The organism is Rhodospirillales bacterium (assembly GCA_016872535.1).
In the GTDB taxonomy this organism is placed as follows: Bacteria; Pseudomonadota; Alphaproteobacteria; order Rhodospirillales; family 2-12-FULL-67-15; genus 2-12-FULL-67-15.
The window spans coordinates 1-21,936 of record VGZQ01000005.1; the positions used below are offsets into that span (position 1 = coordinate 1).

At 64.4% G+C, this 21,936-nt stretch carries 18 protein-coding genes and 2 tRNA genes; 9 read left to right on the top strand and 11 right to left on the bottom strand.

Going from position 1 to position 21,936, the window contains the following annotated elements:
* The 4 genes from FJ311_02000 to FJ311_02015 all read right to left on the bottom strand — a co-directional run.
* Positions 1-153: DUF2497 domain-containing protein (locus FJ311_02000; protein ID MBM3950210.1), on the bottom strand; the 153-nt coding region annotated here is incomplete at its 3' end.
* A gap of 104 nt (positions 154-257) precedes the next feature.
* Positions 258-1,661, bottom strand: a complete 1,404-nt coding sequence (locus tag FJ311_02005; GenBank protein ID MBM3950211.1) for a TolC family outer membrane protein — start codon at positions 1,659-1,661, stop codon at positions 258-260.
* Between the two features lie 239 nt (positions 1,662-1,900).
* The gene (locus tag FJ311_02010) at positions 1,901-2,566 is read right to left on the bottom strand and encodes a protein-L-isoaspartate O-methyltransferase (protein MBM3950212.1); all 666 of its coding nucleotides are present in this window, start codon (positions 2,564-2,566) and stop codon (positions 1,901-1,903) included.
* A gap of 72 nt (positions 2,567-2,638) precedes the next feature.
* A complete protein-coding gene (locus FJ311_02015) occupies positions 2,639-3,880 on the bottom strand; it encodes a hypothetical protein (GenBank protein MBM3950213.1) in 1,242 nt (413 codons plus the stop codon).
* A 233-nt stretch (positions 3,881-4,113) separates the two neighbouring features.
* Here FJ311_02015 and FJ311_02020 point away from each other — a divergent pair.
* From FJ311_02020 to FJ311_02030, 3 genes are all read left to right on the top strand, one after another.
* Positions 4,114-4,187 (top strand) — tRNA-Cys (locus tag FJ311_02020).
* 28 nt (positions 4,188-4,215) lie between these two features.
* Positions 4,216-4,291 (top strand) — tRNA-Asn (locus tag FJ311_02025).
* A 364-nt stretch (positions 4,292-4,655) separates the two neighbouring features.
* A complete protein-coding gene (locus tag FJ311_02030; protein MBM3950214.1) occupies positions 4,656-5,048 on the top strand; it encodes a hypothetical protein in 393 nt (130 codons plus the stop codon).
* A gap of 114 nt (positions 5,049-5,162) precedes the next feature.
* Here the strand turns inward: FJ311_02030 and FJ311_02035 are convergent, their stop codons facing one another.
* Both FJ311_02035 and FJ311_02040 read right to left on the bottom strand, forming a co-directional pair.
* On the bottom strand, positions 5,163-5,657 hold the full coding sequence (locus tag FJ311_02035; GenBank protein MBM3950215.1) for a thermonuclease family protein: 495 nt from the start codon (positions 5,655-5,657) through the stop codon (positions 5,163-5,165).
* Between the two features lie 3 nt (positions 5,658-5,660).
* A complete protein-coding gene (locus FJ311_02040) occupies positions 5,661-6,356 on the bottom strand; it encodes a dienelactone hydrolase family protein (GenBank protein ID MBM3950216.1) in 696 nt (231 codons plus the stop codon).
* Between the two features lie 86 nt (positions 6,357-6,442).
* On the opposite strand from FJ311_02040, the gene FJ311_02045 reads away from it, so the two are divergent.
* The 4 genes from FJ311_02045 to FJ311_02060 all read left to right on the top strand — a co-directional run bounded on the left by FJ311_02045 (position 6,443) and on the right by FJ311_02060 (position 12,984).
* Positions 6,443-7,153: a hypothetical protein gene (locus FJ311_02045; protein MBM3950217.1), complete on the top strand. Its 711-nt coding sequence runs from the start codon at positions 6,443-6,445 to the stop codon at positions 7,151-7,153.
* Between the two features lie 86 nt (positions 7,154-7,239).
* Positions 7,240-7,785: a hypothetical protein gene (locus FJ311_02050; GenBank protein ID MBM3950218.1), complete on the top strand. Its 546-nt coding sequence runs from the start codon at positions 7,240-7,242 to the stop codon at positions 7,783-7,785.
* 96 nt (positions 7,786-7,881) lie between these two features.
* Complete coding sequence (locus FJ311_02055; protein ID MBM3950219.1) at positions 7,882-10,233, top strand: GAF domain-containing protein; 2,352 nt, start codon at positions 7,882-7,884, stop codon at positions 10,231-10,233.
* A gap of 54 nt (positions 10,234-10,287) precedes the next feature.
* Positions 10,288-12,984, top strand: a complete 2,697-nt coding sequence (locus FJ311_02060) for a bifunctional acetate--CoA ligase family protein/GNAT family N-acetyltransferase (protein ID MBM3950220.1) — start codon at positions 10,288-10,290, stop codon at positions 12,982-12,984.
* A 3-nt stretch (positions 12,985-12,987) separates the two neighbouring features.
* Here FJ311_02060 and FJ311_02065 read toward each other — a convergent pair whose 3' ends face one another.
* The gene (locus tag FJ311_02065; protein ID MBM3950221.1) at positions 12,988-14,763 is read right to left on the bottom strand and encodes a cyclic nucleotide-binding domain-containing protein; all 1,776 of its coding nucleotides are present in this window, start codon (positions 14,761-14,763) and stop codon (positions 12,988-12,990) included.
* Positions 14,764-15,093: 330 nt separating this feature from the next.
* On the opposite strand from FJ311_02065, the gene hemN reads away from it, so the two are divergent.
* Positions 15,094-16,449: an oxygen-independent coproporphyrinogen III oxidase gene (gene hemN / locus FJ311_02070; GenBank protein MBM3950222.1), complete on the top strand. Its 1,356-nt coding sequence runs from the start codon at positions 15,094-15,096 to the stop codon at positions 16,447-16,449.
* 274 nt (positions 16,450-16,723) lie between these two features.
* Positions 16,724-16,927 (top strand): cold-shock protein, encoded by a 204-nt coding sequence (locus tag FJ311_02075; protein ID MBM3950223.1) that lies wholly within the window; start codon positions 16,724-16,726, stop codon positions 16,925-16,927.
* A 67-nt stretch (positions 16,928-16,994) separates the two neighbouring features.
* On the opposite strand, the gene FJ311_02080 is transcribed toward FJ311_02075, so the two are convergent.
* The 4 genes from FJ311_02080 to FJ311_02095 form a co-directional block, all read right to left on the bottom strand.
* Entirely contained in the window at positions 16,995-18,197 is a 1,203-nt protein-coding gene (locus FJ311_02080; GenBank protein MBM3950224.1) for an acyl-CoA desaturase, read from the bottom strand.
* Between the two features lie 149 nt (positions 18,198-18,346).
* Entirely contained in the window at positions 18,347-19,552 is a 1,206-nt protein-coding gene (locus FJ311_02085; protein MBM3950225.1) for a heterodisulfide reductase subunit B, read from the bottom strand.
* On the bottom strand, positions 19,237-20,220 hold the full coding sequence (locus FJ311_02090) for a 4Fe-4S dicluster domain-containing protein (protein ID MBM3950226.1): 984 nt from the start codon (positions 20,218-20,220) through the stop codon (positions 19,237-19,239). The genes FJ311_02085 and FJ311_02090 overlap by 316 nt, the downstream gene beginning before the upstream one ends.
* A complete protein-coding gene (locus FJ311_02095; GenBank protein ID MBM3950227.1) occupies positions 20,159-21,868 on the bottom strand; it encodes an FAD-binding protein in 1,710 nt (569 codons plus the stop codon). Before FJ311_02095 ends, FJ311_02090 begins: the two co-directional genes overlap by 62 nt.
* Positions 21,869-21,936 lie beyond the last annotated feature (68 nt).

The window sequence follows — 21,936 nt, forward strand, 5'->3', positions numbered from 1 at the left end:
CGGAGGCGGCGGAGGCGGTGGCGGCGGCGGTGGAGCAGCCGCAGGTTTTGGCGGTGGCGGTGGCGGCGCAGCCTCGGTTTTCGGCGGCGGCGGCGCAGCCTGTTGTTCGTCGTCGGAGAGGATCCTCCGGATGGAGGAAAGGATGTCCTCCATCGACGGTTCTTGGCCGGTTTGTGCGCTCTGATCGCCCAACGATTCACCCTAGCGGCGCGCTGATCCCGCGCCTTGTCCCCATCGGTTTCTTTTACCCCAAGCCGTCATTCGGCGCCACCCTTGACGGACGTTCCGAACCACCTGTCCCGCGATTCGTCGTAGTTAACGACCGGATCGTAGAGATCGACCTTGAGTCCCATGCGCTCGGCGGTGAGCAGCCCGATCGCCGATTTAAGCTCAAATGCCGCCACCAATTCGTCGCGCTGAGCCCGGACGTGATTGACCTTGGCGTCGAGCAATTCCTGTTCCGCGTTGAGCACATCGAGCACGGTGCGCGAGCCGACGGCGGCTTCCCGCTCGACCCCCTCGAGGGCGACGGTGGCCGCCTTGATCTGCGAATCGAACGAATCGACCCGGGCCCGGGCCGACAGCAGGGTATCCCAGGCGCGGGTCGCGGTCTGGACCGCGTCGCGGCGTTCCTTGTCGATCAGGTTCTGGCGCTCGGCCGCCGTCTGCTTGGCGCCGCGCACCTTGGCGTAAGTCGCCCCCGCCTCGTAGAGCGGCATCGAGAACTTGAGCTTGGCTTCGAGATTGGAGATGCGCGAGCTTTCGTTCGAGGATTCCCAATCCTTCCCGGCCGACGCCACGATGCGGAACGTGGGCAGCAATTCGCCCTCGGCGCCATCGACCCGGTCCTTCGCCGCTTTCTGGTCGAACTCGGCGGCGATCACCGCCGGGTTCTGGACCGCCGCGTCGCGGATTGCCTTGTCCTTGTCCTCGGGCAAGCGGTCCGGCGAGGCGGGCAAGGCCGGGGCGGCCGGTGGCGCGGCGCCGATCACCTTGACGAAGGACGCGCGCGCGATTTCGAGGTCGCCTTCGGCCTTGATCCGGTCGGCGGTGGCGCGAGCAAGGCGAGCCTCGGCCTGAAAGACGTCGGTACGGGTGATTTCGCCGACTTGGAAACGGTCGCGGGTGGCTTCGAGCTGGCGGCGCAGAACCTGTTCGTTGTTGACGTTGAGATCGAGAACCGCGATTTCCCGGTACAGATCGAGATACGCGATCGCCGCATCGAGCAATACCCGCTGTTCGACGGCGACCAGACGCGCCCGCTCGGCCTTGACGTTGTTTTCCGCCTCCGACGTCGCCGCCCGGGTGCGGCCGCCGCGATAGAGCGGTTGCGTGAGTTCGAGTTTGGTGCTTTTCGGCTCGCGATGCTGCAGGGCCGGACTCGATGATGACGGGATATTCGTTTCGTAACGCGACGTGCCCGCGTCGGCGGTCATGTCCACGGTCGGACGCCAGCCGGCGAGCGCCTGCGGCACCTGTTCGTCGGTGGCCCGAACGCGCGCGCGCTGTGCCAGCAATTGCGGGTTGTTGCGGTAGGCTTCGGCCAACGCGTCCTCGATTCCCTGGGCGCGCGCGCCGAACGGAAAGGCGCCCGCCGCGACCGCGCACGCAAGCGCGCAGCCGACCGTCGCCAGGTTGTTCGCGAATTTCGCCAACGTCATTACCCGCCTTGGCCGGAGGCTCGAAGCGTTCGGCACAGCCTTAATCCCCTTTTGCCACAACATATTGTGGCTTCGAGGGAATTATTCAACTTCACCTTGGTTAACAAAAGGACCAGAAACCCCTACCGACGGTCAATGGCCTGAAAAATATCATTTTATTCATATCGTTAACAATCCGGAGCGGTCTCGCCCCCGGGAAACTGCCCGGAAATCCGCCGAATCGACCGCTTGAGGCACGACTAAAAAACGAACGCCGGCTTGCGCGCGAATTCCAGGAGAACGGGCGTGCCGCCGTCGAATGCCTCGCGGCGCGCGAACGCGTCGCCGACCCGCGTCATCACCACCGCCTTGCCGCCCCGCAGCGTGTCGGACCCGGGGCGCGCGACAATCGCCACCAGACGCCCGCCGTCGGCGAGCTGGGAAAGGATGGCCTGCGGAATATCCGCGACCGCGCCGTCGAACACGATCACGTCGTAAGGTGCCTGACGCGGGTACCCGAACGTCAGCGCGCCTTCGATCACGGCGACCGTGTCGGCGCCAACCTCGCTCAACCGCCGGCCGGCTTCCTTGACGAGTTCCGGATCGCTTTCCAACGCCACCACCGCCGGCGCGAGCCGCGCCAGTACGGCCGCCAGGTAGCCGCTCCCGGCGCCGATCAGCAGAACAGCATCGGTCGGCCGGATCGCGGCGGCCTCGATCAGGCGCGCGGCGAGCATCGGCTCCATCAGATAGCGACCGGGGGCGATTTCCACTGCTTCATCGGCATAGGCCAGCGCGCGTCGGGCCTTGGGTACGAACAATTCGCGCGGAATCGTGCCCATCGCATCGAGAATGCGTTCGTCCGTGACCCGGTTGGGACGGACTTGGCTTTCGACCATGTTGCGCCGGAGCGTCGCGAAATCCATCGGAGCGGCCCATGTTCAACGGACGTGCGCGGTGCCGGACAGGCTAGCGGGAGAAGGCCGAAAACTCAACCGTTACCGAACCGTGCGCGAGGACGTTGCCCTCATTCCAGCCTCTATTGCCTCCGCAAGAGCGGTATAACCGCGCTCATTGAAATGCCCGGCGTCATTCGGCCCATGCAAATGCCCCCAATCGAAAGCGCGGCGGCGCAAGTATGGACGGGTATCGATGAAATCAACATCGACCTCGATTGCGGCCCGATGAATCTCCTTACGGACACGCGCGTCGGCGGCTTCCAGATCCGCCGCGGAGAAATGGGTTTCTGGCCCGCGCGTTTCCGAGGTTGGCGTGCGAATGCGATCCGTCAAGATCGTGCCATCGGGAAGATCGTAGACTCCCGCCGGACTCGGAATGTAGACGACCGCGACATTCGAATTGGGGAATTTCTCTTTCAAAACACGCAGGGACTCTTGAAGCCAGAGTCCCGCGATTCGGATATCCCGATCCGTATCGAAAGCGAAAGGCTCGACGGTGGACGCGGGATAGCGCTTGAGGCCGTCACGGGTGACGAAGGTAATCCGGGATTGCTCGTAACGGCTCCAGTCTTCCCGATATTGGCCTCCGCCCCGAAATAAAGGATCGGTCGCGTCCAGGGACGGGCGCCGATGACCCCAATTCTTCGCGAGCAATTTGATCAATTTGGTGGCCGTGTCAAACAGGTGCGCATTACGCAAAGGGTGCCAGCGGGCCGCGCTCGCGTTTTCCGCGTGAGTGCCGAGCGCGGACAGGTAGGCATACACGTAATTCCTATCATCGGCCCTCGCATGATCGAAATCCGGCGGCATGAGGAATTGCAATCGCGCCATTTCGTCGTTCACATCGTTTCCGGCATAGAAGAAAACAAGAATGGAGTCGGGGTCGGCTAGGCTCATTCCCCGGTAAAGCCTGATGCCATGTAACGCCGCGGGTGCCTGAAAGACGGCGGTCCAACTGGGCGAGCCGCCCCGAAACCCGAACGTCACGACATCGCGCCCGGTTTGGTCGTGCAGTACGTGAGCCGCGTTGAATTTGGGATTTCCCTTGTCGATGACCTGCATCAACCAGTCGCCAAGTCCTTCCGCGTATGAGTCACCGATGATCATAATATAATTATTTGGAATCACGCTCGTCTTCGACGGCTGGGCGAGCCATTGCAGGCGTCCCAATTCTTTGTGAAGGGTCAAGGGCACCTGATCGAGCGCGTGCCGCCATATGATTTCGAGCGGGATATAAGCGAAGATCGTCGCGACGACCGCCAGTAAAAGGTTCTTTTTCATCACAGGCCCATTGCCGCTTCAATCAAACGGACGTCAAGAACCTGCGTCCGGCGGGTGCGTCTGACTGGGGTGGCGCAGAGCCTACCATTACCCTCTAGCGCATACACGCCTCCAGGCCTGTCGGACGAACTTGGCGGCCTCAACGAAATCGCTCTGGAAACGTTTCGGAGCTACCTTGACGGAGGGTCGGGGGTACCTCTAAGGTCCCCACCCTCGCGCGGAGACCGGGTTTCGGCGCGGTGGCAGAGTGGTGATGCAGAGGATTGCAAATCCTTGAATGCCGGTTCGATTCCGGCCCGCGCCTCCAACGCTGATGTGATATTTTATCGCGATATTCCGGCGTAGCTCAGTCGGTAGAGCAAGCGGCTGTTAACCGCTGGGTCGTAGGTTCGAGTCCTACCGCCGGAGCCATTTCGATCGACGCCAAAGCCCGTCCTCGGACGCCCCGAGGGCGGGCTTTCCATTACCGGTTTTCATTGCTTGCCCATTGTCCAGACGAGCAACTGTCAACTGTTGGGTTGCGGGTTCCAGTCCTACCGCTGGGGTCGTGCGGAACCATGCGAAAACTGACAGTTTACAAATGGTTTTTATCGAGGCGGGCTACTGCCAAATTCGGCCCTTTCCGCGGCTTTGTGCGAGCTTGCGGAACTCGTTGGGCGTTTCTATCTCGTTTTTAGCGAATTGCGCCAGCCGGCCGGACATGGAAGCCCGTCCCCGGGCGCCATCTCCGGTCGCGCGCGAGGGACGCAATGATTCGAAAGGAGGAAGTGCAGCAATGAACGCCTTATTGCAAACCGCGAAACGCCAGTGGCCGGACGTCTGTAACCTGCTCCTGGGTATTTGGCTGATCGTCTCGCCATGGGTGCTTGCCTACACAAACACCCAGCTCGCGATGTGGAACGCCTACATCCTGGGCGCCATCATCGCTATCGCCGCTGCGGCGGCGTTGATCGCGTTCCACGAGTGGGAGGAGTGGGTGAGCATGGCGCTGGGAATTTGGCTGATTGTGTCGCCATGGGTTCTCGGCTTCGCCACTACCAAGTTCACTACCGAAGTCGGAACCCTTTACTCCGCTACCTGGAACTTCGTCTTCATCGGCGTGTTCGTCGTCGGCTTAGCCGGGTGGACGACCTGGAAGGCGCATCACCCCGGTCAGACCGCGACCTAAGCATCGACAAACAGGGCGCAGAACAACAATTCAACGACAACGACCTTTCGGAGCGGTTCGCCGCTCTTTTTTTTGCCGGCCGCGCGACGGCGGGCTTGCCGCAACGGGGCGGGGCTATTTGGCGGCCTCCGCCGCCCGTAATTTGCGCCAATCCCACGGCTTCTGGAATTCGCCCCGCCACATGCCTTCGCGCAGTTTTTCCGCCGTCGCTTCCGCGCGACGGTAATCGCCGCCGGTTTCCGGGTCGGCGAACGCGCGCCCGGTGAGCACGTATTGTTCGCCCACGTCGAAACCGCGAATGGCGCAGCGCGCCAACAGCCGTCCGGCGGCGTCGGTGCGCTCGCCCCGGCAGTCGAGCGACCCGTCCTTCACGATACGCACCAGCGTTTGCGCCGCCACCCGGCCGCAAGGATATGTTTCGCCCTTGCGTGTCGGGCATGTCTGGTCGAGATCGGGCGCGTCGACCCCGATCAGGCGCACGCGCCGGCCGTCGATCTCGATGGTATTCGAATCGATCACTCGGGCCGGGCCCGAGATCTCGTCGGCCACGGCCGCCGACAGCATGGCCAGCAGCGCGAACAATCCTGCGCCGGTTCGGAGCGCGGACATGGTTCAGCCGAGGTGCTTGCCGAAAAACGTCAGCGTGCGGGCGTTCGCCGTCTTGGCTGCCTGCGCATCCCAATGCTTGCCGCCTTCGCGCGCGAAGGCGTGGCCAAGGCCGGGATAATCGTACAGCGTCGCCTTGGCATGCCGGTCGAGGGCGGCGTGAATCTGCTTCTGCGCCTCGGGCGGAACGAATTCGTCGGCGCCGGCAATATGGAGCATAAGCGGACAGCGGATGATTTCGTTGAGATGTTCGGTCAGATAGACGCCGTAGTATCCGACCGCGGCGTTGGCCTTGGTGCGGGTTGCGGTCAGATAAGCGAGCCGACCGCCGAGGCAGAATCCGACCGTGCCGACCTTGCCCGAGCACCCCGGCATTTTCCGCAACGCTTCGATGGTCACATCAAGATCGGCAATGCCCTTCGCCAGATCGAAGCCCTTGAACAGTTCGAAGGCGCGCGCCCATTCGGCGTCGGTCTGGTCGGTGAGCTGGATGCCCGGCTCCTGGCGCCAGAAGAGATCGGGGCAGAGCGCCACAAAGCCGTCCCGGGCGAACTGGTCGGTAATGCCGCGCATGACCGCGTTGACGCCGAAAATTTCCTGGATCACCACCACCCCCGGCCCGCGGCCGGATTCGGGTTTTGCGAGATAACCCATGAAGCTGCCGCCATCCTTAGCTTTCAGCGTGATTTCCTGACCGCCCATGCGCGCGTCCTCCTTGATTCCGATGGCCTGCCCGGCAAGAGCCGCAAGCGTATCCGTTTTTATTCTTCTATAATAATGCCCGTACCATGATCGCGATCAAGCGTTTACGAACCGGACTTGTTTTTGCGCTGGCATTGGCAAGTCCGGCGGCGGCCGACGAATGCCGCCCGGGCGGACGGGGCAAGACTCCCGATATCTCTTTTACCCTGCAACCGCCCGTCGTCAACTGGCACTACCATAAGACCAACGAAGAAATTCGCGTCTTGCGCGCCCGGTCGGGCGGCAAGGTCGCCGCCGTCGGCCCCAATTGGCAATCGATCGGCCTCACGCTCGCCACCACCGTCCTGGCCGTCGACGTGCGCGTCGAGGCAACACCGATCCGTGGCGCGCGCTCCGGCGCCGCCGGTCCCGAATTCTGCGCCCGCCTGATTTGGGCCGACGTCAAATTCGGGTCTTCCCGCCTTGATGCCTACGTCGCGCGCGGCTACCGCCAAGGATCGTGCCCCTTCCAGGTCGTGCGCGCGCACGAGGAAAAACACATCGAGGTCCACCGTGCCGCGATCGAGCGCTACGCGCCGCGGATCGAGGCGCGGCTGAGGGAAGCCGCGCCCGCCCTGCCGCCGGTACGCGTCGCCGATCCCAAGGCGGGCGCCGAGCGGCTGCGCAAGATGCTGCATGACGACCTCGCAACAATCTTCGACGCCATGCATAAAGACGTGGAACGGGAAAACGCGGCCCTCGACACCCCCGAGGCCTATGCCAAGGAGCGCCGCCTGTGCCCCAAGGGCGAATGGTAGGCGGCGCTTTCGCGGCTCCGCCATATGGCGAAGCCGGCGGAGACGGGGTATCCTGCCGGCGCAAAACGTCTTGAGGGCAATCCGTCATGCCGGCCAACGGCCCCCGCGCGAGCAACCCGACCAACGGGAACAACGACGCCGCCCAGGACGCCCTGCGGGCGGCGGAGACGGAAATCCGCCATCTCAAGGGCACGATCGCCGCGCTGCGCGAATCTCTCGAAAGCGAGCGGTACGCCCGCGAGCAGGCGGTGCAAACCGCCGTGGCGGTCGCCAACGACGAAATCGTCCAGCTCAAGGCCACCGTTTCGGCCATGCGCGATCAGGTGGATTCGGTGCGCGCCAGCAAGGACGACGCCGTGCAAACCGCGGTACGGACAACCGCCGACGAAGTGGCGCAACTCAAGGCCGCGGTCCAGGCCCTGCGCGACCAGATGGACAGCGTACGGCACGATGCCGATCAACGCATCCAGCAGTTTCAACGCGAGGCACACGACGAAATCAAGCAGCTGCGCGCCACCATCCAGGATTTGCGCGATCGGTTGGAAGATGCCCAACGCTCCGGCGTCGCCATGCGCGCCGCTCGTAGCGACCCGACGCGCGCGGCCAAGCTCGAACACGCCCCGGGAACCTAACGTATGAACGACGGCAAAGCCCCGCCGCAATCCGCTTCCGCGCCCGGCGCCTCCGGCGCCGCGCCGGCAAAATCGGGACGCTCCGGCTCGCGCCTGATGTCCGCCGACCCTACCCGTCCGCCCTCCGGCCGGGTTGTGCCCGCGGTGCCGCGGGCGGCGAAAGAGCCGCTGCGGGCGACGGCCGAAACCGGCGCGGCGACAGTCACCGCCGAGGAGCGGCGGCGCCTGCAGAACGCCGAGATGCTGCTGGCGCTGTCGCGCAAGGTGGCGGCAATCGATTCTCTCGACGAAATCATCGAGACGGTGATGGAAATGACGTCGTGGGAGCTGGGCGCCGAGCGCGCGACGCTGTTTCTCAACGACGCGCAGACCGGGGAACTTTATTCCCGCTTCGCCCAGGGAAATTTCCGGCGCGAAATCCGCTTCCTCAACGCCCAGGGCATCGCCGGCCACGTCTTTCAGACCGGCGAAAGCCTGATCGTCGACGACCCCTACAGCAACCCGCACTTCAACCGGCAGGTCGACCAGCAAACCGGTTTCGTCACCCGCAACATCATCGCCGTGCCGGTCAAGACGGTGAAGGGCGAGATCATCGGCGTCGCCCAATGCCTGAACAAGAAAGAAGGCTCCTTCGGCGAGGAGGATCTCCGCGTCCTCGAGGCGATGACCTCGCAGGCGACCGTCGCCCTGCAAAGTTCCCAGTTCATCGAGCGGATGAAGAAGAACCGGGAAAAAGAGATGGAGTTCCTCGACGTCGTCGCCGACGTCACTTCGGACATCGATCTCGGCTCGCTGCTGAAGAAGGTGATGGGCGAAGCCACCAAGATGCTGCAGGCGGAACGCTCGACCCTGTTCCTCAACGACGAAAAGACCAACGAACTGTGGTCCCAGGTCGGCGAAGGCCTCGGCGCCACCCAAATCCGTTTTCCCAACCATCTCGGCATCGCCGGCGCCGTGTTCACCAGCGGCAAGTCGGTCAATATCCCGCACGCCTACGCCGATCTGCGCTTCAATCCGGGGTTCGACAAGAAAACGGGGTTTTTCACCCGCTCGATCCTGTGCGTGCCGGTGATCAACAAGCAGGGCAAGGTGATCGGGGTCACCCAGGTTCTCAACAAGAAGGGCGGTCCCTTCACCGACGAGGACGAACAGCGCCTGCGCGCCTTCACCGCGCAGATTTCCATCGGCCTGGAGAACGCCAAGCTCTTCGCCGACGTCCAGAACATGAAAAACTACAACGAATCGATGCTGCAAAGCATGTCGAACGGGGTGATCACCCTCAACGAGGACGGGGTGATCGTCACCTGCAACGCCGCCGCGTCGCGCATTCTGCATGCCGCCGTCAAGGACGTGGTCGGCAAGAAAGCCAAAGATTACTTCGCCGGCGACAACGCCTGGCTGCTGGAGAAAATCGCCAAGGTCGATGAAACCCAGATCGGCGAAATCGCCATGGACGCCGAACTTACCTGCGGCGGAGAAAAAGGCTCGGCCAATGTCACGATCCAGCCGCTGGTCAGCGCGGAACACAAGAAGCTCGGCTCGATGGTCATGATCGAAGACATCAGCTCGGAAAAGCGGATGAAATCGACCATGGCCCGCTACATGGACCCGGGCCTCGCCGACCAGTTGCTGGCGAGCGGCGCCGAGGCGCTCGGCGGGCGCAGCGTGCCGGCGACCGTGCTATTCTCGGACGTGCGCGGTTTCACGACGCTTTCCGAAAACCTCGGACCGCAAGGCATCGTCTCGGTGCTCAACGAATACTTCACGATCATGGTCGACTGCATCACGCGCGAAGGCGGCATGCTCGACAAGTTCATCGGCGACGCGATCATGGCGGAATTCGGCCTGCCGGTTCCGCACGACGACGATGAAGACCGTGCCGTGCGCGCGGCGGTTTCGATGATGCGGGAGATGAACGCCTGGAACGTGGACCGCGCCGCCAAGGGATTGCTCACGATCGATATGGGCATCGGGCTCAACACCGACACGGTAGTTTCCGGCAACATCGGATCGCCCAAGCGCATGGACTACACCGTGATCGGCGACGGCGTGAATCTCGCCTCGCGGCTGGAAAGCGCCTGCAAGCAGTACGCGGCGCACATCTTGATCAGCGAGAACACCTACAAGAAGCTGAAAGGCACCTATCGCACGCGCGAGGTGGACTTGGTGGTGGTCAAAGGCAAGACCCAGCCGGTCGCGGTTCACGAGGTGCTCGATTACCACACCGACGACAGCTTCCCCAACATGATGGACGTCATCAACCAGTTCCGCGCCGGCATCAAGCAGTATCGCGCGGGCAACTGGGACAAGGCCATCGCCGGTTTCCAGGAGGCCCTGAAGGCCAATCCCGACGACAAGCTGTCCAAGATCTACATCGAGCGCTGCGAACACCTCAAGACCGAGCCGCCCGAGAAATGGGACGGCGTCTACGTGATGAAGTCGAAATAACCGGACACATGCCCGCGCGGGGAGGGCGCGGGCCGGAAAAGCGCCAATCCTTCCATGCCGCTCCGCGCCCTCGATAAACTGTTTTCGCCCCGCTCCGTCGCCGTAATCGGCGCTTCCGCCGACGACGGCACCGTCGGGCACGTGACCCTGCACAATCTGCTGGCGGGCGGATTCACGGGGCCGATCCTGCCGGTCAATCCCAAGCACAAGGCGGTCGCCGGAGTGCTCGCTTATCCGGACGTGGCGAGCCTGCCCGAGACGCCGGACCTGGCCGTCGTCTGCACGCCGCCCGCGACGATACCGGGCGTGATCGAGGCCCTCGGCGCCAAGGGCGTCCGCGCCGCCATCGTCGTCACCGCCGGTCTCGCGCAAACAATCCTTGCCGACGGCGCCAATGCCCAAGTGACGATGCTGGCCGCGGCCAAACGCCACGGCATTCGGTTGCTTGGACCCAATTGTCTCGGCGCGATCGTGCCGCGCATCGGATTGAACGCCAGTTTCGCGCACACCTCCGCGCTGCCCGGCGAGATCGCGTTCGTGTCGCAATCGGGTGCGCTCGGCACTGCCGTGCTCGATTGGGCGCGCGCGCGCGGCATCGGTTTTTCGTGCTTCGTCTCCCTCGGCGACAGCGCCGACGTCGGCTTCGGCGACATGCTCGACATCCTCGGCAGCGATCCCCACACCCGCGCCATCCTGCTCTACATCGAATCGATCGGCGCGCGCCGCAACTTCATGTCGGCGGCGCGGGCGGCGGCGCGCAACAAGCCGGTGCTCGTGGTCAAGGCCGGTCGCTTCGCCGACGGCATGCGCGCGGCCCGTTCCCACACCGGCGCGCTGGCCGGATCGGACGACGTCTACGACGCCGCCATCCGCCGGGCCGGCATGCTGCGCGTGTTCAGTGTCGAGGAGCTGTTCGCCGCCGTCGAAACGCTCGCCCGCATCCGCCGTCCAGGGGGCGATCGCCTCGCCATTCTCACCAACGGCGGCGGCATCGGGGTGATGGCCGTCGACCGATTGGTCGAGGACGGCGGGCGGCTTGCCGCGCTCTCGCCCGAGACGGTCGCCGCGCTCGACGCCGTCCTGCCCGCCACCTGGTCGCGCGGCAATCCCGTCGATATCGTCGGCGACGCGAACGGCGCCCGCTACGCCGAGGCCGCCCGCATTCTGGCGCACGCCCCGGAAATCGACGCCCTGCTGGTCATGCACGCGCCGACCGCGGTCGCCGACTCGACCGAAGCCGCCCGCGCCGTCGCCGAAGTTTTTCGCGCCGAAAAAGCCACGGTGCTCACCAACTGGGTCGGCGGCGACACGGTCGCCCCGGCGCGGGCCTTGTTCGCGCGCGAAGGAATTCCGACCTTCGACACACCCGAGGCGGCGGTGCGCGCCTTCCTTCACCTCGACCGTTACCGGCGCAACCAGGACATGCTGATGGAAACGCCGCCGTCGGTGCCGTCCGAATTCACCGTGTCGGCGACCGCGGCACGCCTGATGGTCGAGGAAACGCTCGCCCGCGCGCCCGAGGCCGCCGATGGCATCATGCTCGACGAACTGCAATCGAAGGCGGTGCTCGCCGCCTACGGCATCCCGACGGTCGAGACCCATATCGCGCGCACGCCGGCCGAGGCCGCCCTCAAGGCGCGCGGCATCGGTTTTCCGGTCGCCCTCAAGATCCTGGCCGAGGGCATCACGCACAAATCCGATGTCGGCGGCGTCGATCTGTTTCTCGACTCCGAGCCGACCGTGGAAGCGGCGGCGAAGCGCATGCTGCGCCTGGTCGCCGCGCGCGCGCCCGAAGCGCGCGTCGTCGGCTTCACCGTGCAGCCGATGGCGGCGCGACCCGGGTCGCATGAGTTGATCGTCGGCATTGCCACCGATCCGATCTTTGGTCCGGTCGTGCTGTTCGGCCAGGGCGGCACCGCGGTCGAGGCGATCGCCGACCGGGCGATCGCACTGCCGCCGCTCAACATGACCCTCGCTCGCGAACTGGTCGGGCGCACGCGCGTGGCGCGGTTGCTGCGCAGCGCGCGCGGGCGGGCGCCGGCGAACGCCGAGGCCCTCAACCTCGCCTTGATGCGGGTCGCGCAGATGATCGTCGACATCCCCGAGATCGTCGAGATGGACATCAACCCGTTGCTGGCGGACGCGAACGGGGTGCTCGCGCTCGACGCGCGCATCCGCGTGCGCCCCGCCGAAAGCGACGGCGCGGGCCGGCTCAGCATCCGCCCCTACCCGCGCGAACTGGAGGAGATGTTCACGCTGACGTCCGGACGGCGCGTGCTGCTGCGCCCGATCCGCCCCGAGGACGAGCCGGAGCATTACGAATTCATCGCCAAGCTCAGCCCCGAGGACGTCCGCTTCCGTTTCTTCGGCCTGGTGCGCCAGTTGCCGCACACGGAAATGGCCCGCTTCACCCAGATCGACTACGACCGCGAAATGGCCTTCATCGCCTCGGCCGATCGCGACGGCGGCGGGCGCGAAACCCTGGGCGTCGTGCGCACCGCGACCGACCCGGACAACCAACGCGCCGAATTCGCGATCGTGGTGCGTTCCGACCTCGGCGGCCAGGGGCTCGGCCATCGCCTGCTGGAAAAGATGATCGCCTATTGCCGGGCACGCGGCACGCGCACCATCGTCGGCCAGGTGATGAACGAAAACGCGAAAATGCGCGAGCTGGCCCGCAACCTCGGCTTCGCCCAGCGCATGATCCCGGAGGAAGGCGTGGTCGAAGTGACGCTCGACTTGCAATCCTGAGGCTCAGACGCTCACGGCCGTCCGCAACCGGGAAGTATAGACATCGAGGATGCGGCGCAGGACGCGGTCGGTTTCCGCGAGCCGATCGAGGCGCGCCTGGAACATTTCTTCGGGAACGACGATCAGTTCCGCGGGCGCGCGCACCCGCGCCGAGGCCACGCGCGGCGCATGGGCAAGCAACGCCATTTCGCCGACCACGTCGCCGCGCCGCGCCACCGACAGAATCCGTTCCTTGCCGTTTTCCGCGAGCAGGATGTCGATTTCACCCGACATCACCAAATACGCCTCGTCGCCGGGATCGCCCTGGCGGAACAGGTATTCCCCCGCCGGCACGGAGCGCCGCGGCAGATCCTGACCATCGACGCGGACTTTTTCCGACGCCATCGGGGGAGGCGAGGTTGGCGGCGATTCACCGTCGGTTCCGGCGGGCGTGGTTTTTTCGCCGGAGGCCAAACTTTCGAGCCGCCGCGCGAGCTGTTCGCGGAGTTCCTTGGGAATCGCCTCGCCGGCCAGCCTGCGGCGGAGATCGGCAATGATCGCCGTCTGTTGCGGGCGCGTGGTGCCTGCCGGGAACAGGGCGGCAAGATCGGGCAATTCGGCCATCAATTCCGCGAGCGCCTTGACCACCAGAGGCAGATTCTTTTGCCCGAACGAACTTCGCGCAAGATCGAGCAAATAGCCGAGCCGGGGCGCGCGCCCGGGCAGGATGGCCTGAATTTCGGCAATGGCCTTTTCCGGGGTCAGGTCCTCTCCGCCGGCGGCAAGGCTCATGCGCGCGCGTTGCGTGATCGCCTCGCTCATGCCGGGGCCGCCGATCAGTCCGGCCGGAGCGACAAGCATGCGGATCAGATCGACGAACGCTTCCCGGTCGGCCTTCGGGTTCTCCTTGGTCAACGGGGCAATTCCCTTCAGCGCGCGCTCCACCCGCCCGACGACGATCTGGGACGAGCGCCCGAGGCGGACGCGGCCGAGAACAGCGTTGAGCCGAGGGAGGCAGGAATTGCGCCCACCTTTCGCGGTGCAAGCGCCGTAGCTGAGAAGCGTCAAGTTGCGCAGCGCGGAGCCGAGGTCCGACTGCCCGCCGAAGATCGATTGAATGGCCTGACCGCCATCGAGAATTTCAGCCAGCGAGTCGTCGAGAACCGACAAGGCCTCGCCATCCGCGCCGCGCTCCAATTCGTCGCACAATAGCGCGACTTTGCCGTTCCACTCGGCGTCCTCGCCGAGCAGCTTCGCTACCGCGCCGCACTTGAGATAGGTGGCTTGATCGTTTTTAAATTCCCGATCGACGGCCGCGACCATGCTCGGCGCGCCTTTTTCCTTGAGAATCGCGTGAAACCGGCCGAGATCGCTGTCGTCGCGGGCGCGGTCCATCAGCTCCATCATGCCACGGTGCAGAAAGTCAACGCGAGTGGCGGGCTTTTCCCCGATCTTGCGCGCCTGAATATTCGCGAGCCGGTGAAGCGCCTGGGGATAAAGGGTTTCGTGGCGATAAATCTGGCGCAACCGTCCGTAATCGTAGAGAAGTTCGAGGGCGGTCAACCCGTATTCATCGAGAAAATGGCGCATCAAGCGCGCAACGGTCAGCCGGGCATCGAACGCGAAGAAACCGGACACCGCCCGACAAACCGGAGAATCCTCGATCGCGGTGATGGAGATCGGTTTTTCGGCGCGGCCGGCACCGACCTTCTCAAAAATGGTTTTCGGCTTGCGCCCTTCGCGCTCTTCCAGTACGCGGACGGCATCGGCTTTCCCGCCGGCGAGGAGAGCCTCGGCCACCTTTACGCCCTCGCCACGGGTGGTGCACAACTCGGCGACGTTCCAGCGTCCCTGCTTGCTGACCTGGATCTCGTAGGTGATTTCCCCAGTCAGGTTGCCCCCTTCGCGATATGCGCGTGCGCCCGATGATGATTAAAAGCGCGTCAATTAGAACATGTTTGGTTATACGCGGTTAAGGTACAATTGGCCCGCCCGAGAAACGAACCGGGACCCTGCGATTAAACTAGATATTTGAAATCGCTGAACTTTCTGTAAAGACGCATGTTCGGAGAAACACGGGGTTTTGACCCCCATCAAGGCCCAAATCGGACCGCGGACTAAATTGGCGTCATGGATTCCTCCCCTTATTTGTCCGAGCGCTACGACCGGCCGGTGCCGCGCTACACCAGCTATCCGACCGCGCCGCATTTCCACGCCGACGTGGGCGCGGACCGCTACCGGCGCTGGATCGAGACGCTGCCGGCGGACGCGGTCGTCTCGCTTTATCTGCACGTGCCGTTCTGCGCCGAGATGTGCTGGTACTGCGGCTGCCACACCAAGGTCGCCGCCCGCTACACCCCGATCGCCGACTATGCCGCCAGGCTCGCGCGCGAAATCGCTCTCGTCGCCGGGATCGCCGGGCGCGCGATCGCGGTCGGGCACGTTCATTGGGGCGGCGGAACGCCGACGCAGCTCGCGGCCGACGATTTTCTCCGCCTGATGGACGTCTTGCGGCGACATTTTGACATCCGGCCGGACGCCGAGATCGCGGTCGAGGCCGATCCGCGCACGCTCGACTCGGCGCGCGTGGGCGCGCTGGCGGCGGCCGGTGTGACGCGAGCAAGCTTGGGCGTGCAGGACTTCAACGACCATGTCCAGAAAGCAATCAACCGCATCCAGCCTTTCGCCAAGGTGGCCGAAGCGGCCGATGGATTGCGCGGCGCCGGCATCGGCGCGCTCAACATGGATTTGATGTACGGACTTCCCTATCAGAGCGTGAACGACGCGCGACGCACGGCGGAGTTGGCCGCGTCGTTGCGGCCCGACCGGCTCGCGGTCTTCGGTTACGCGCATGTGCCGTGGATGAAATCCCACCAGAAGATGATCCCCGAAAGCGCGCTCCCCGGCACGCGCGAGCGCCTGTCGCAAGCCCTGGCCGTGGCCGAGACGCTCGCGGCGCGCGGCTACCGCCCGATTGGACTTGACCATTTCGCCAAACCGGACGACGCGATGGCCCGCGCCCTCGACGACGGAACACTCAGGCGGAACTTCCAGGGCTATACCGACGATCCGGCGGACGTTCTGATCGGATTCGGCACCTCCGCCATCGGACAGTTCCCGCAGGGCTACGTTCAGAACGCCGTGCCTTTCCATGAATACGACGGGGCGATCACGGCCGGCCGGCTCGCCGTCCATCGCGGGATCGTCCTGACGCCGGAGGATCGATTGCGGCGAGCGGTCATCGAGCGGGTCATGTGCGACATGCGGGCCGATCTCGCGGCCCTTTGCCGTTCCCACGGATTTCCCGAAGACGCGCTAACCCCCGACGCCGAAGCGCTCAAACCCATGGTCGACGACGGTCTTGCCGAGTTGACGGGACCGGTCGTGCGCGTGACCGAAACCGGCCGGCCGTTCATGCGCACCATTGCGGCTGTATTCGACACCTATCTCGGGAGCGGCAAGGCACGCCATTCGCGCGCCGTTTGAACCCACTCATCATCTGACAAGTATCTGAAAGAAAAAGCGATTTCTTTCTAAACGGAAACGGCGAGTTTGGAGTGGCTTGACTTGGTGGAACAAATGGTGTCCTCTGCCCACGGCAATCGCGATTTTGGCCTGCCTTGCAGCTCGCCTTGAGAGACGCTGTGCGTCGACCGAATGGCTCACACTTCAAGTCACTCCCCACAAATCCGGATTGTTCGTGACCGCGTGGAGTTCCGCGCGGGCGCTTGTCTCAACACGTGCTTAAAGGAGGCCAAATATGGCTAGCGGCACCGTCAAATGGTTCAACCCCAGCAAGGGCTACGGCTTCATCCAGCCGAGCGACGGCGGTAAGGACGTTTTCGTCCACATCACTGCCGTGCAACGCGCCGGACTCGATACCCTGCGCGAAGGCCAGAAGATCAGCTACGATATGACGACCGAGCGGGGCAAAACCGTCGCGACCAACCTGAAGGTCGAGTAACTCTCCCTTCGGATTAGATGCGCCGCCGCCCCGTCCGGGGCCGGCGGCGTTTTTCTTCGGCAAACGATCAGGCCCGCGTGGGAACGAGCGCCGCGTGACCGCCGAGCACGGCTTCGCACACGCTCTCGATCAACTTTTGCCGCGCCCGTCCGACGATGTCGTTCATCGACGAACTGCGCGCGAACAGGTCGGCGGCGCGGGCGTGAAGATCGGATAAGGTCGGCATCGGTGGCTGCTGCACGGTGCGGACCAATTCCTCCAGGTCGCGGCGCACCATCGCCACCCGGCCGTCGAACCGTTGGCGCCAATCCTCGATTCGCCCGGCGAACTGGGCGCGCACGTCGGCGGCGATGCGTTCGATCGGAAAACTCGCGGCCAGCAGGCTTGCGGCCTTTTCCACGACCGCCGGGCGCAACGGCTGGTCGCCGCGCACAACATGGTCTGGCGGCATGCGCAAATCCCGGATCAGTCCCACGGCGGCGAGCGTCTTCAGGACGTAAAAGCTGGCGTCGAACTCGTACCAGCGGAACCCCTGGCGGGCCGCGCTCTGATAGTGATGGTGATTGTTGTGCCAGCCCTCGCCGAAGGTCAGCAGGGCGAGCCACCAGTTGTTGCGCGACTGGTCGCCGGTCACGTAACGCCGGCGACCGATCACGTGGGCGAGCGAATTGATCGAGAACGTGGCGTGCCACACGGCGACCGTGGACCAGAAAAAGCCCACGACCAGGCCGGACCAGCCGGCGAGCAGCCAGACGGCGAATCCGGCCAGAATCGCGGGCAGGTACGGATGCCGGTCAAGCCACCGGAGCTCGGGGTATTTGGCGAGGTCCCGGACCGTGGCCAGGTCCGTGCGCGAATGCCGTTTGGTGAAGAACCAGCCGAGATGGGCGTGCCAGAATCCATCGCGGACCGGCGAATGGGTATCATTGGACGTGTCCGAATAGCGGTGATGATGACGGTGATTGGCCGCCCACCACAGAACGCCGCGCTGGGCCGAGGTTTGCGCGAGAAACGCCAGGACAAATTGAAACGCCCGCCCCGTCTTGAACGCGCGGTGCGAAAAATAACGGTGATAGCCCGCCGTCACCGCAAACATGCGCAGCGCATACAGCCCGGCCGCGATCGCCACGTCCGACCCGTGCACGCCAGTCCAGATTGCGCCGAGGCAGACGACGTGCGCGAGCGCGAAGGGAATCGCCTCGACATACTGATAGGTTTGAACTGGGCCCCGGGGGGATCGCGCTGGAGCCGGAGGTGAAGTGGAACGCATTGGGTGATCTAATGTAGTCACATAAAGCCTGATGCGAAAGATATGAAAGTCGGCTTATTTCAGTTTGGGTCCAGGCACGGAAAAGCCCTTGGTGGGCAATCCGCCAAAGGCTCATTCGATGGATCAGGAAGTCGCCGTCACGCCTGGGTTTAAGCTGCACCAGAGGCCTGAGGGATGTGGGCGAGCATATCCCCGCATTCGACCACATGACGGGAAAGCGCCAACGCTTCGGCGGAAAGGCCGATCGCCAATCCGACCATCTGCGAAACGTGCAGGATCGGCAGACCCAGGGAACGGTTCTTGGCTCGCTCGATGTCCGGTTGATAGGCGTCGAACACCGTGTGGCAGAGGGGGCAAGGCGTGACGACGCAATGGGCGCCGCCGTCCTTGGCGTTGCCGAGGTGCGAGCCGCTCATGTTGAGCGCGATCTTTTCCTCGGCCGCGACCACGTGGAAGCCGCAGCAGCGGCTGGCGCCTTCGTATTGGACGACGGTGGCGCCGAGCAGTTCACATAACCGATCCAGCGCCGGCTTTTCCTCGGCGCGCGAGCCGTGGGCAGCGACCGGGCGTTGAATGTGGCAGCCGTAGAACGGCGCTACTTTCAGTCCGCGCAGGGGGCGGACGATGTTCTTGCGCAACACGTCCGGGCCGAGGTCGTCGGTCAGCACCCAGAGGAAATGCTTGACCGCGATCGTGCCCTTGAACTCGAGCCCTTCGGCGGAAAGCGCGTCGTTGACCGCCCGGCGCCATTCCGCATCGGCTTTCAACTTCGCGTTTGCCTCCACCAGGTTGAGCAGGCAAGTGTCGCAGACCACGACCAAGTCGCGGCCCATCCTTTCCGCCTTGGCGATGATGCGGCCATTGGCGGTCAAATGAACCAGTTCGCTGATGGCGCGGAATTCGCGTGCGCCGGTGCAGCCCGGATTTTCGAGCGGGCTCAGCTCGATCCCGAAGCGGTTGGCGACGGCGGCGGTGCTGACGTCGAGTTCCTGGCAGGTGCCTTTGGCCGAGCAGCCGGGAAAATAGGCGTAACGGCGATTCATGGGCGTTTCTCCGAAGCTTGATGGGCGCGGCGCACGGCGTCCGAACCGGAGCCGCCCTTGCCGAAGACCGACGCGAAGCTGATCTTGCCCCGCCGCCATAGCCGGAAGCCGAGGGCGAGCGCGCCGAGGCCGGATTTGCCGGCGCGCAGCGCTACTTTGGCGCCGTTGACCATGCCCTCGTCGCGGGCGATTTCCCAGAACGCACGGGCGCGCCGGGCCCCCGAGCTGGCACCCGAACGGCGCGCGATACGCTTCAAGGGCTCGATCGCTTCGCCGACGATCGGGATTTCGGTCGGGCAGACCCGTTCGCATTCGTAGCAGGAAACGCACTTGAACACTTGAGCGACGCGGTCGGCGAGATCGGCCCGGTCGGCGTCGTCGCGCGGGTCCTGGGCCAGATCGCTCAACTGCACCAGGATCGCCGGGCCGGCGAAGCCGCTGTCCTTTTGCGCGAACACCGGGCACGCGGACTGGCAGGCGAGGCACTGTATGCAATCGCGCAAGTGCACCGTCGACGCGAACTGGGTTTCGGTGATCGGCTCGGGAAAGCCGGGGTAGTCGCGCTTGCGCACCAGGAGGGGCGATACGCGCGCCAGCATATCCTGATATTCGGCGCGCGAGGTCACCAAATCGCGCACTACCGGCACGTTGTCGATCGGCTCGACCGTCATGTCCGGCAGCGCCTCGTCCCAGCACGCGAGCTTGGGCGTGCCGTTGACCTTGACCGCGCAGGTGCCGCATTTCTTCGACGTGCACAGCCAGCGGTAGCCGATATCGACCTGCAGGTCCTCGTGCACGCAATCGAGCACGTCGATGATCCGCATCAGCGGCTTGGCCGGCACCTCGAATTGCTCGAAGCGCGGCACCGCATCGACGGTCGGATCGAAACGGCGGATGCGGACCCGGATGGTGCCGGAACTAGAAGTCGGCTTCGAAGAAGGGCTCACGGCTTTTCTCCGGCTTGAGGTAGGGCAACGCATAAGGTTCGGTGCGCGATTTCCATTCGTTTCCGTCGCGCGTCAGGATGATCTTGCGCAGCCAGTTCTCGTTGTCGACGTACGGATAATCCTCGCGGTAGAACGGGCCCCGGCTCTCCTTGCGCAGCAGAGCGGAACGGACCATCGCCTCGGTCGCGTCGATCATCGAACAGGCGTCGAGGGCGTCCATCCAGCCGGTGTTCCAGGCGCGCGAGGCGCTTTGCAGGCCGAATTTGGGGACCATTTGTTCGCGCACCGCGACGATTCCGTCGAGAGCGGCGTTTAACTTCTGCTCGTTTTTGACGTAGCCGAGCTCCCACATCAGTTCGCGAATCCTGAGCTTGGCCGCCATCGGCCGCACGCCCGCGGAATCCGCCTTGAGGAAGCCGAATACGCGGCGCTGTTCGGCATCCAGCATGGCGCGCGGCATGGCCGGCTTGCTCGATTCCGCCGCCAGCGCCGCCGCCGATTCTCCCGCAACCTTGCCGTCGTAGCTCGATGGTCCTACCCCGCCCAAGTAATGGGCGCCGAGCCCGCCCGCGATGAACAGGCCGGGCAGGTTCGATTCCATGCGTTCGGTCGAGACGTTGATGCCGCCCTGGCGCATGTGCCAGGTGATGCCGCATTCGAGCAGATCCTTGCCGACGTCGAGGCCGAGCTTGCCCCAGATCTTGGCCTGGTGCTGGTACTTGAGCACGGTGTCGGCGGGAATGTGGGTGAAGCCCGAATAATAGCCGCCGTCCCAGCGCGCCTTGCCGGCCTTGACCTGCTGCGCGAGCAGACGGAGCTGGTGGATATAGGGCGCCGAGGTTCCGGGATTGTGGGTCTTCTGCTCGAAGAACATCTCGCCGTCGGAGTTGTAGACGCGCGAGGTTTCTTCCGTTCCCATCAGCGGGTTGGGATAGATGTGGTAGCGCATCCACGATTTTGGCGCGAGCACGTCGCTGATGTGCCACCACTGGATTTCGAGGTTGGCGACCTCGGCGCCGGCGCGGATCGCCATCGCCACGCCATCGGCCGATTGTTCGCGCGTGCCGGTGGAGCGGGTCGAGAGGTAATCCGAATGCCCGGCGGCGAGGACCACCGCCTTGGCCGAAACGGCGAAGAACCGTCCGCGCTGGAGATCGAGCACCGTCGCCCCGACCACGCGCCCATTGTCCTGCAACAACGACGTGACCGCGCATTCCTCGTAGACCGGAATGGCACGGTCAAAGATCTGGCGGCGGCGCTTGTCCATGATCAGGACGCCGGAAGCGCCCTGCTTGTGCGCGACCAGCGTCGGCGTGCGCGCGGCGGTGGCGTTCAGCTTGTCGCCGTCGCGGCGCCAATAAATGCCGAGCCGCTCGAGTTCGACGAAGAACTCGGTGCGCATGTAGACGCTGGCCCGTTTGCAGTATTCCTGATCGGTCAGGTAGTGATTGTAATAGCGAATCGCGTAGGCCAACCGGTCGCGGCTTTTCTGTTCGGTCGAGATGTCGTGGTAGGGAATGTGGCTGGCGAAGATCGAACAGCCGCTCTTGCCGAGCAGCCCCTTCACCACCAGCACCACGCGCGCGCCTTGGTCGGCGGCCTTGACCGCGGCGTTGGCGCCCGCCGCGCCGCCGCCGATCACCAAGACATCCGTCTCGACGACTTCGACTTCCTCAACCACGGACAGCCTCCCCCGGCGCCACCATAAAGACGACCGCTAGATTGTTGTATACGGGATACTGTATTTGA

Coding starts and splice junctions, on each gene's coding strand:
- FJ311_02005 (MBM3950211.1), bottom strand. CDS start 1,661: ATGACGTTGGCGAAATTCGCGAACAACCTGGCGACGGTCGGCTGCGCG.
- FJ311_02010 (MBM3950212.1), bottom strand. CDS start 2,566: ATGGATTTCGCGACGCTCCGGCGCAACATGGTCGAAAGCCAAGTCCGT.
- FJ311_02015 (MBM3950213.1), bottom strand. CDS start 3,880: ATGAAAAAGAACCTTTTACTGGCGGTCGTCGCGACGATCTTCGCTTAT.
- FJ311_02030 (MBM3950214.1), top strand. CDS start 4,656: ATGAACGCCTTATTGCAAACCGCGAAACGCCAGTGGCCGGACGTCTGT.
- FJ311_02035 (MBM3950215.1), bottom strand. CDS start 5,657: ATGTCCGCGCTCCGAACCGGCGCAGGATTGTTCGCGCTGCTGGCCATG.
- FJ311_02040 (MBM3950216.1), bottom strand. CDS start 6,356: ATGGGCGGTCAGGAAATCACGCTGAAAGCTAAGGATGGCGGCAGCTTC.
- FJ311_02045 (MBM3950217.1), top strand. CDS start 6,443: ATGATCGCGATCAAGCGTTTACGAACCGGACTTGTTTTTGCGCTGGCA.
- FJ311_02050 (MBM3950218.1), top strand. CDS start 7,240: ATGCCGGCCAACGGCCCCCGCGCGAGCAACCCGACCAACGGGAACAAC.
- FJ311_02055 (MBM3950219.1), top strand. CDS start 7,882: ATGTCCGCCGACCCTACCCGTCCGCCCTCCGGCCGGGTTGTGCCCGCG.
- FJ311_02060 (MBM3950220.1), top strand. CDS start 10,288: ATGCCGCTCCGCGCCCTCGATAAACTGTTTTCGCCCCGCTCCGTCGCC.
- hemN (MBM3950222.1), top strand. CDS start 15,094: ATGGATTCCTCCCCTTATTTGTCCGAGCGCTACGACCGGCCGGTGCCG.
- FJ311_02075 (MBM3950223.1), top strand. CDS start 16,724: ATGGCTAGCGGCACCGTCAAATGGTTCAACCCCAGCAAGGGCTACGGC.
- FJ311_02080 (MBM3950224.1), bottom strand. CDS start 18,197: ATGCGTTCCACTTCACCTCCGGCTCCAGCGCGATCCCCCCGGGGCCCA.
- FJ311_02085 (MBM3950225.1), bottom strand. CDS start 19,552: ATGCGAACGGGTCTGCCCGACCGAAATCCCGATCGTCGGCGAAGCGAT.
- FJ311_02090 (MBM3950226.1), bottom strand. CDS start 20,220: ATGCGTTGCCCTACCTCAAGCCGGAGAAAAGCCGTGAGCCCTTCTTCG.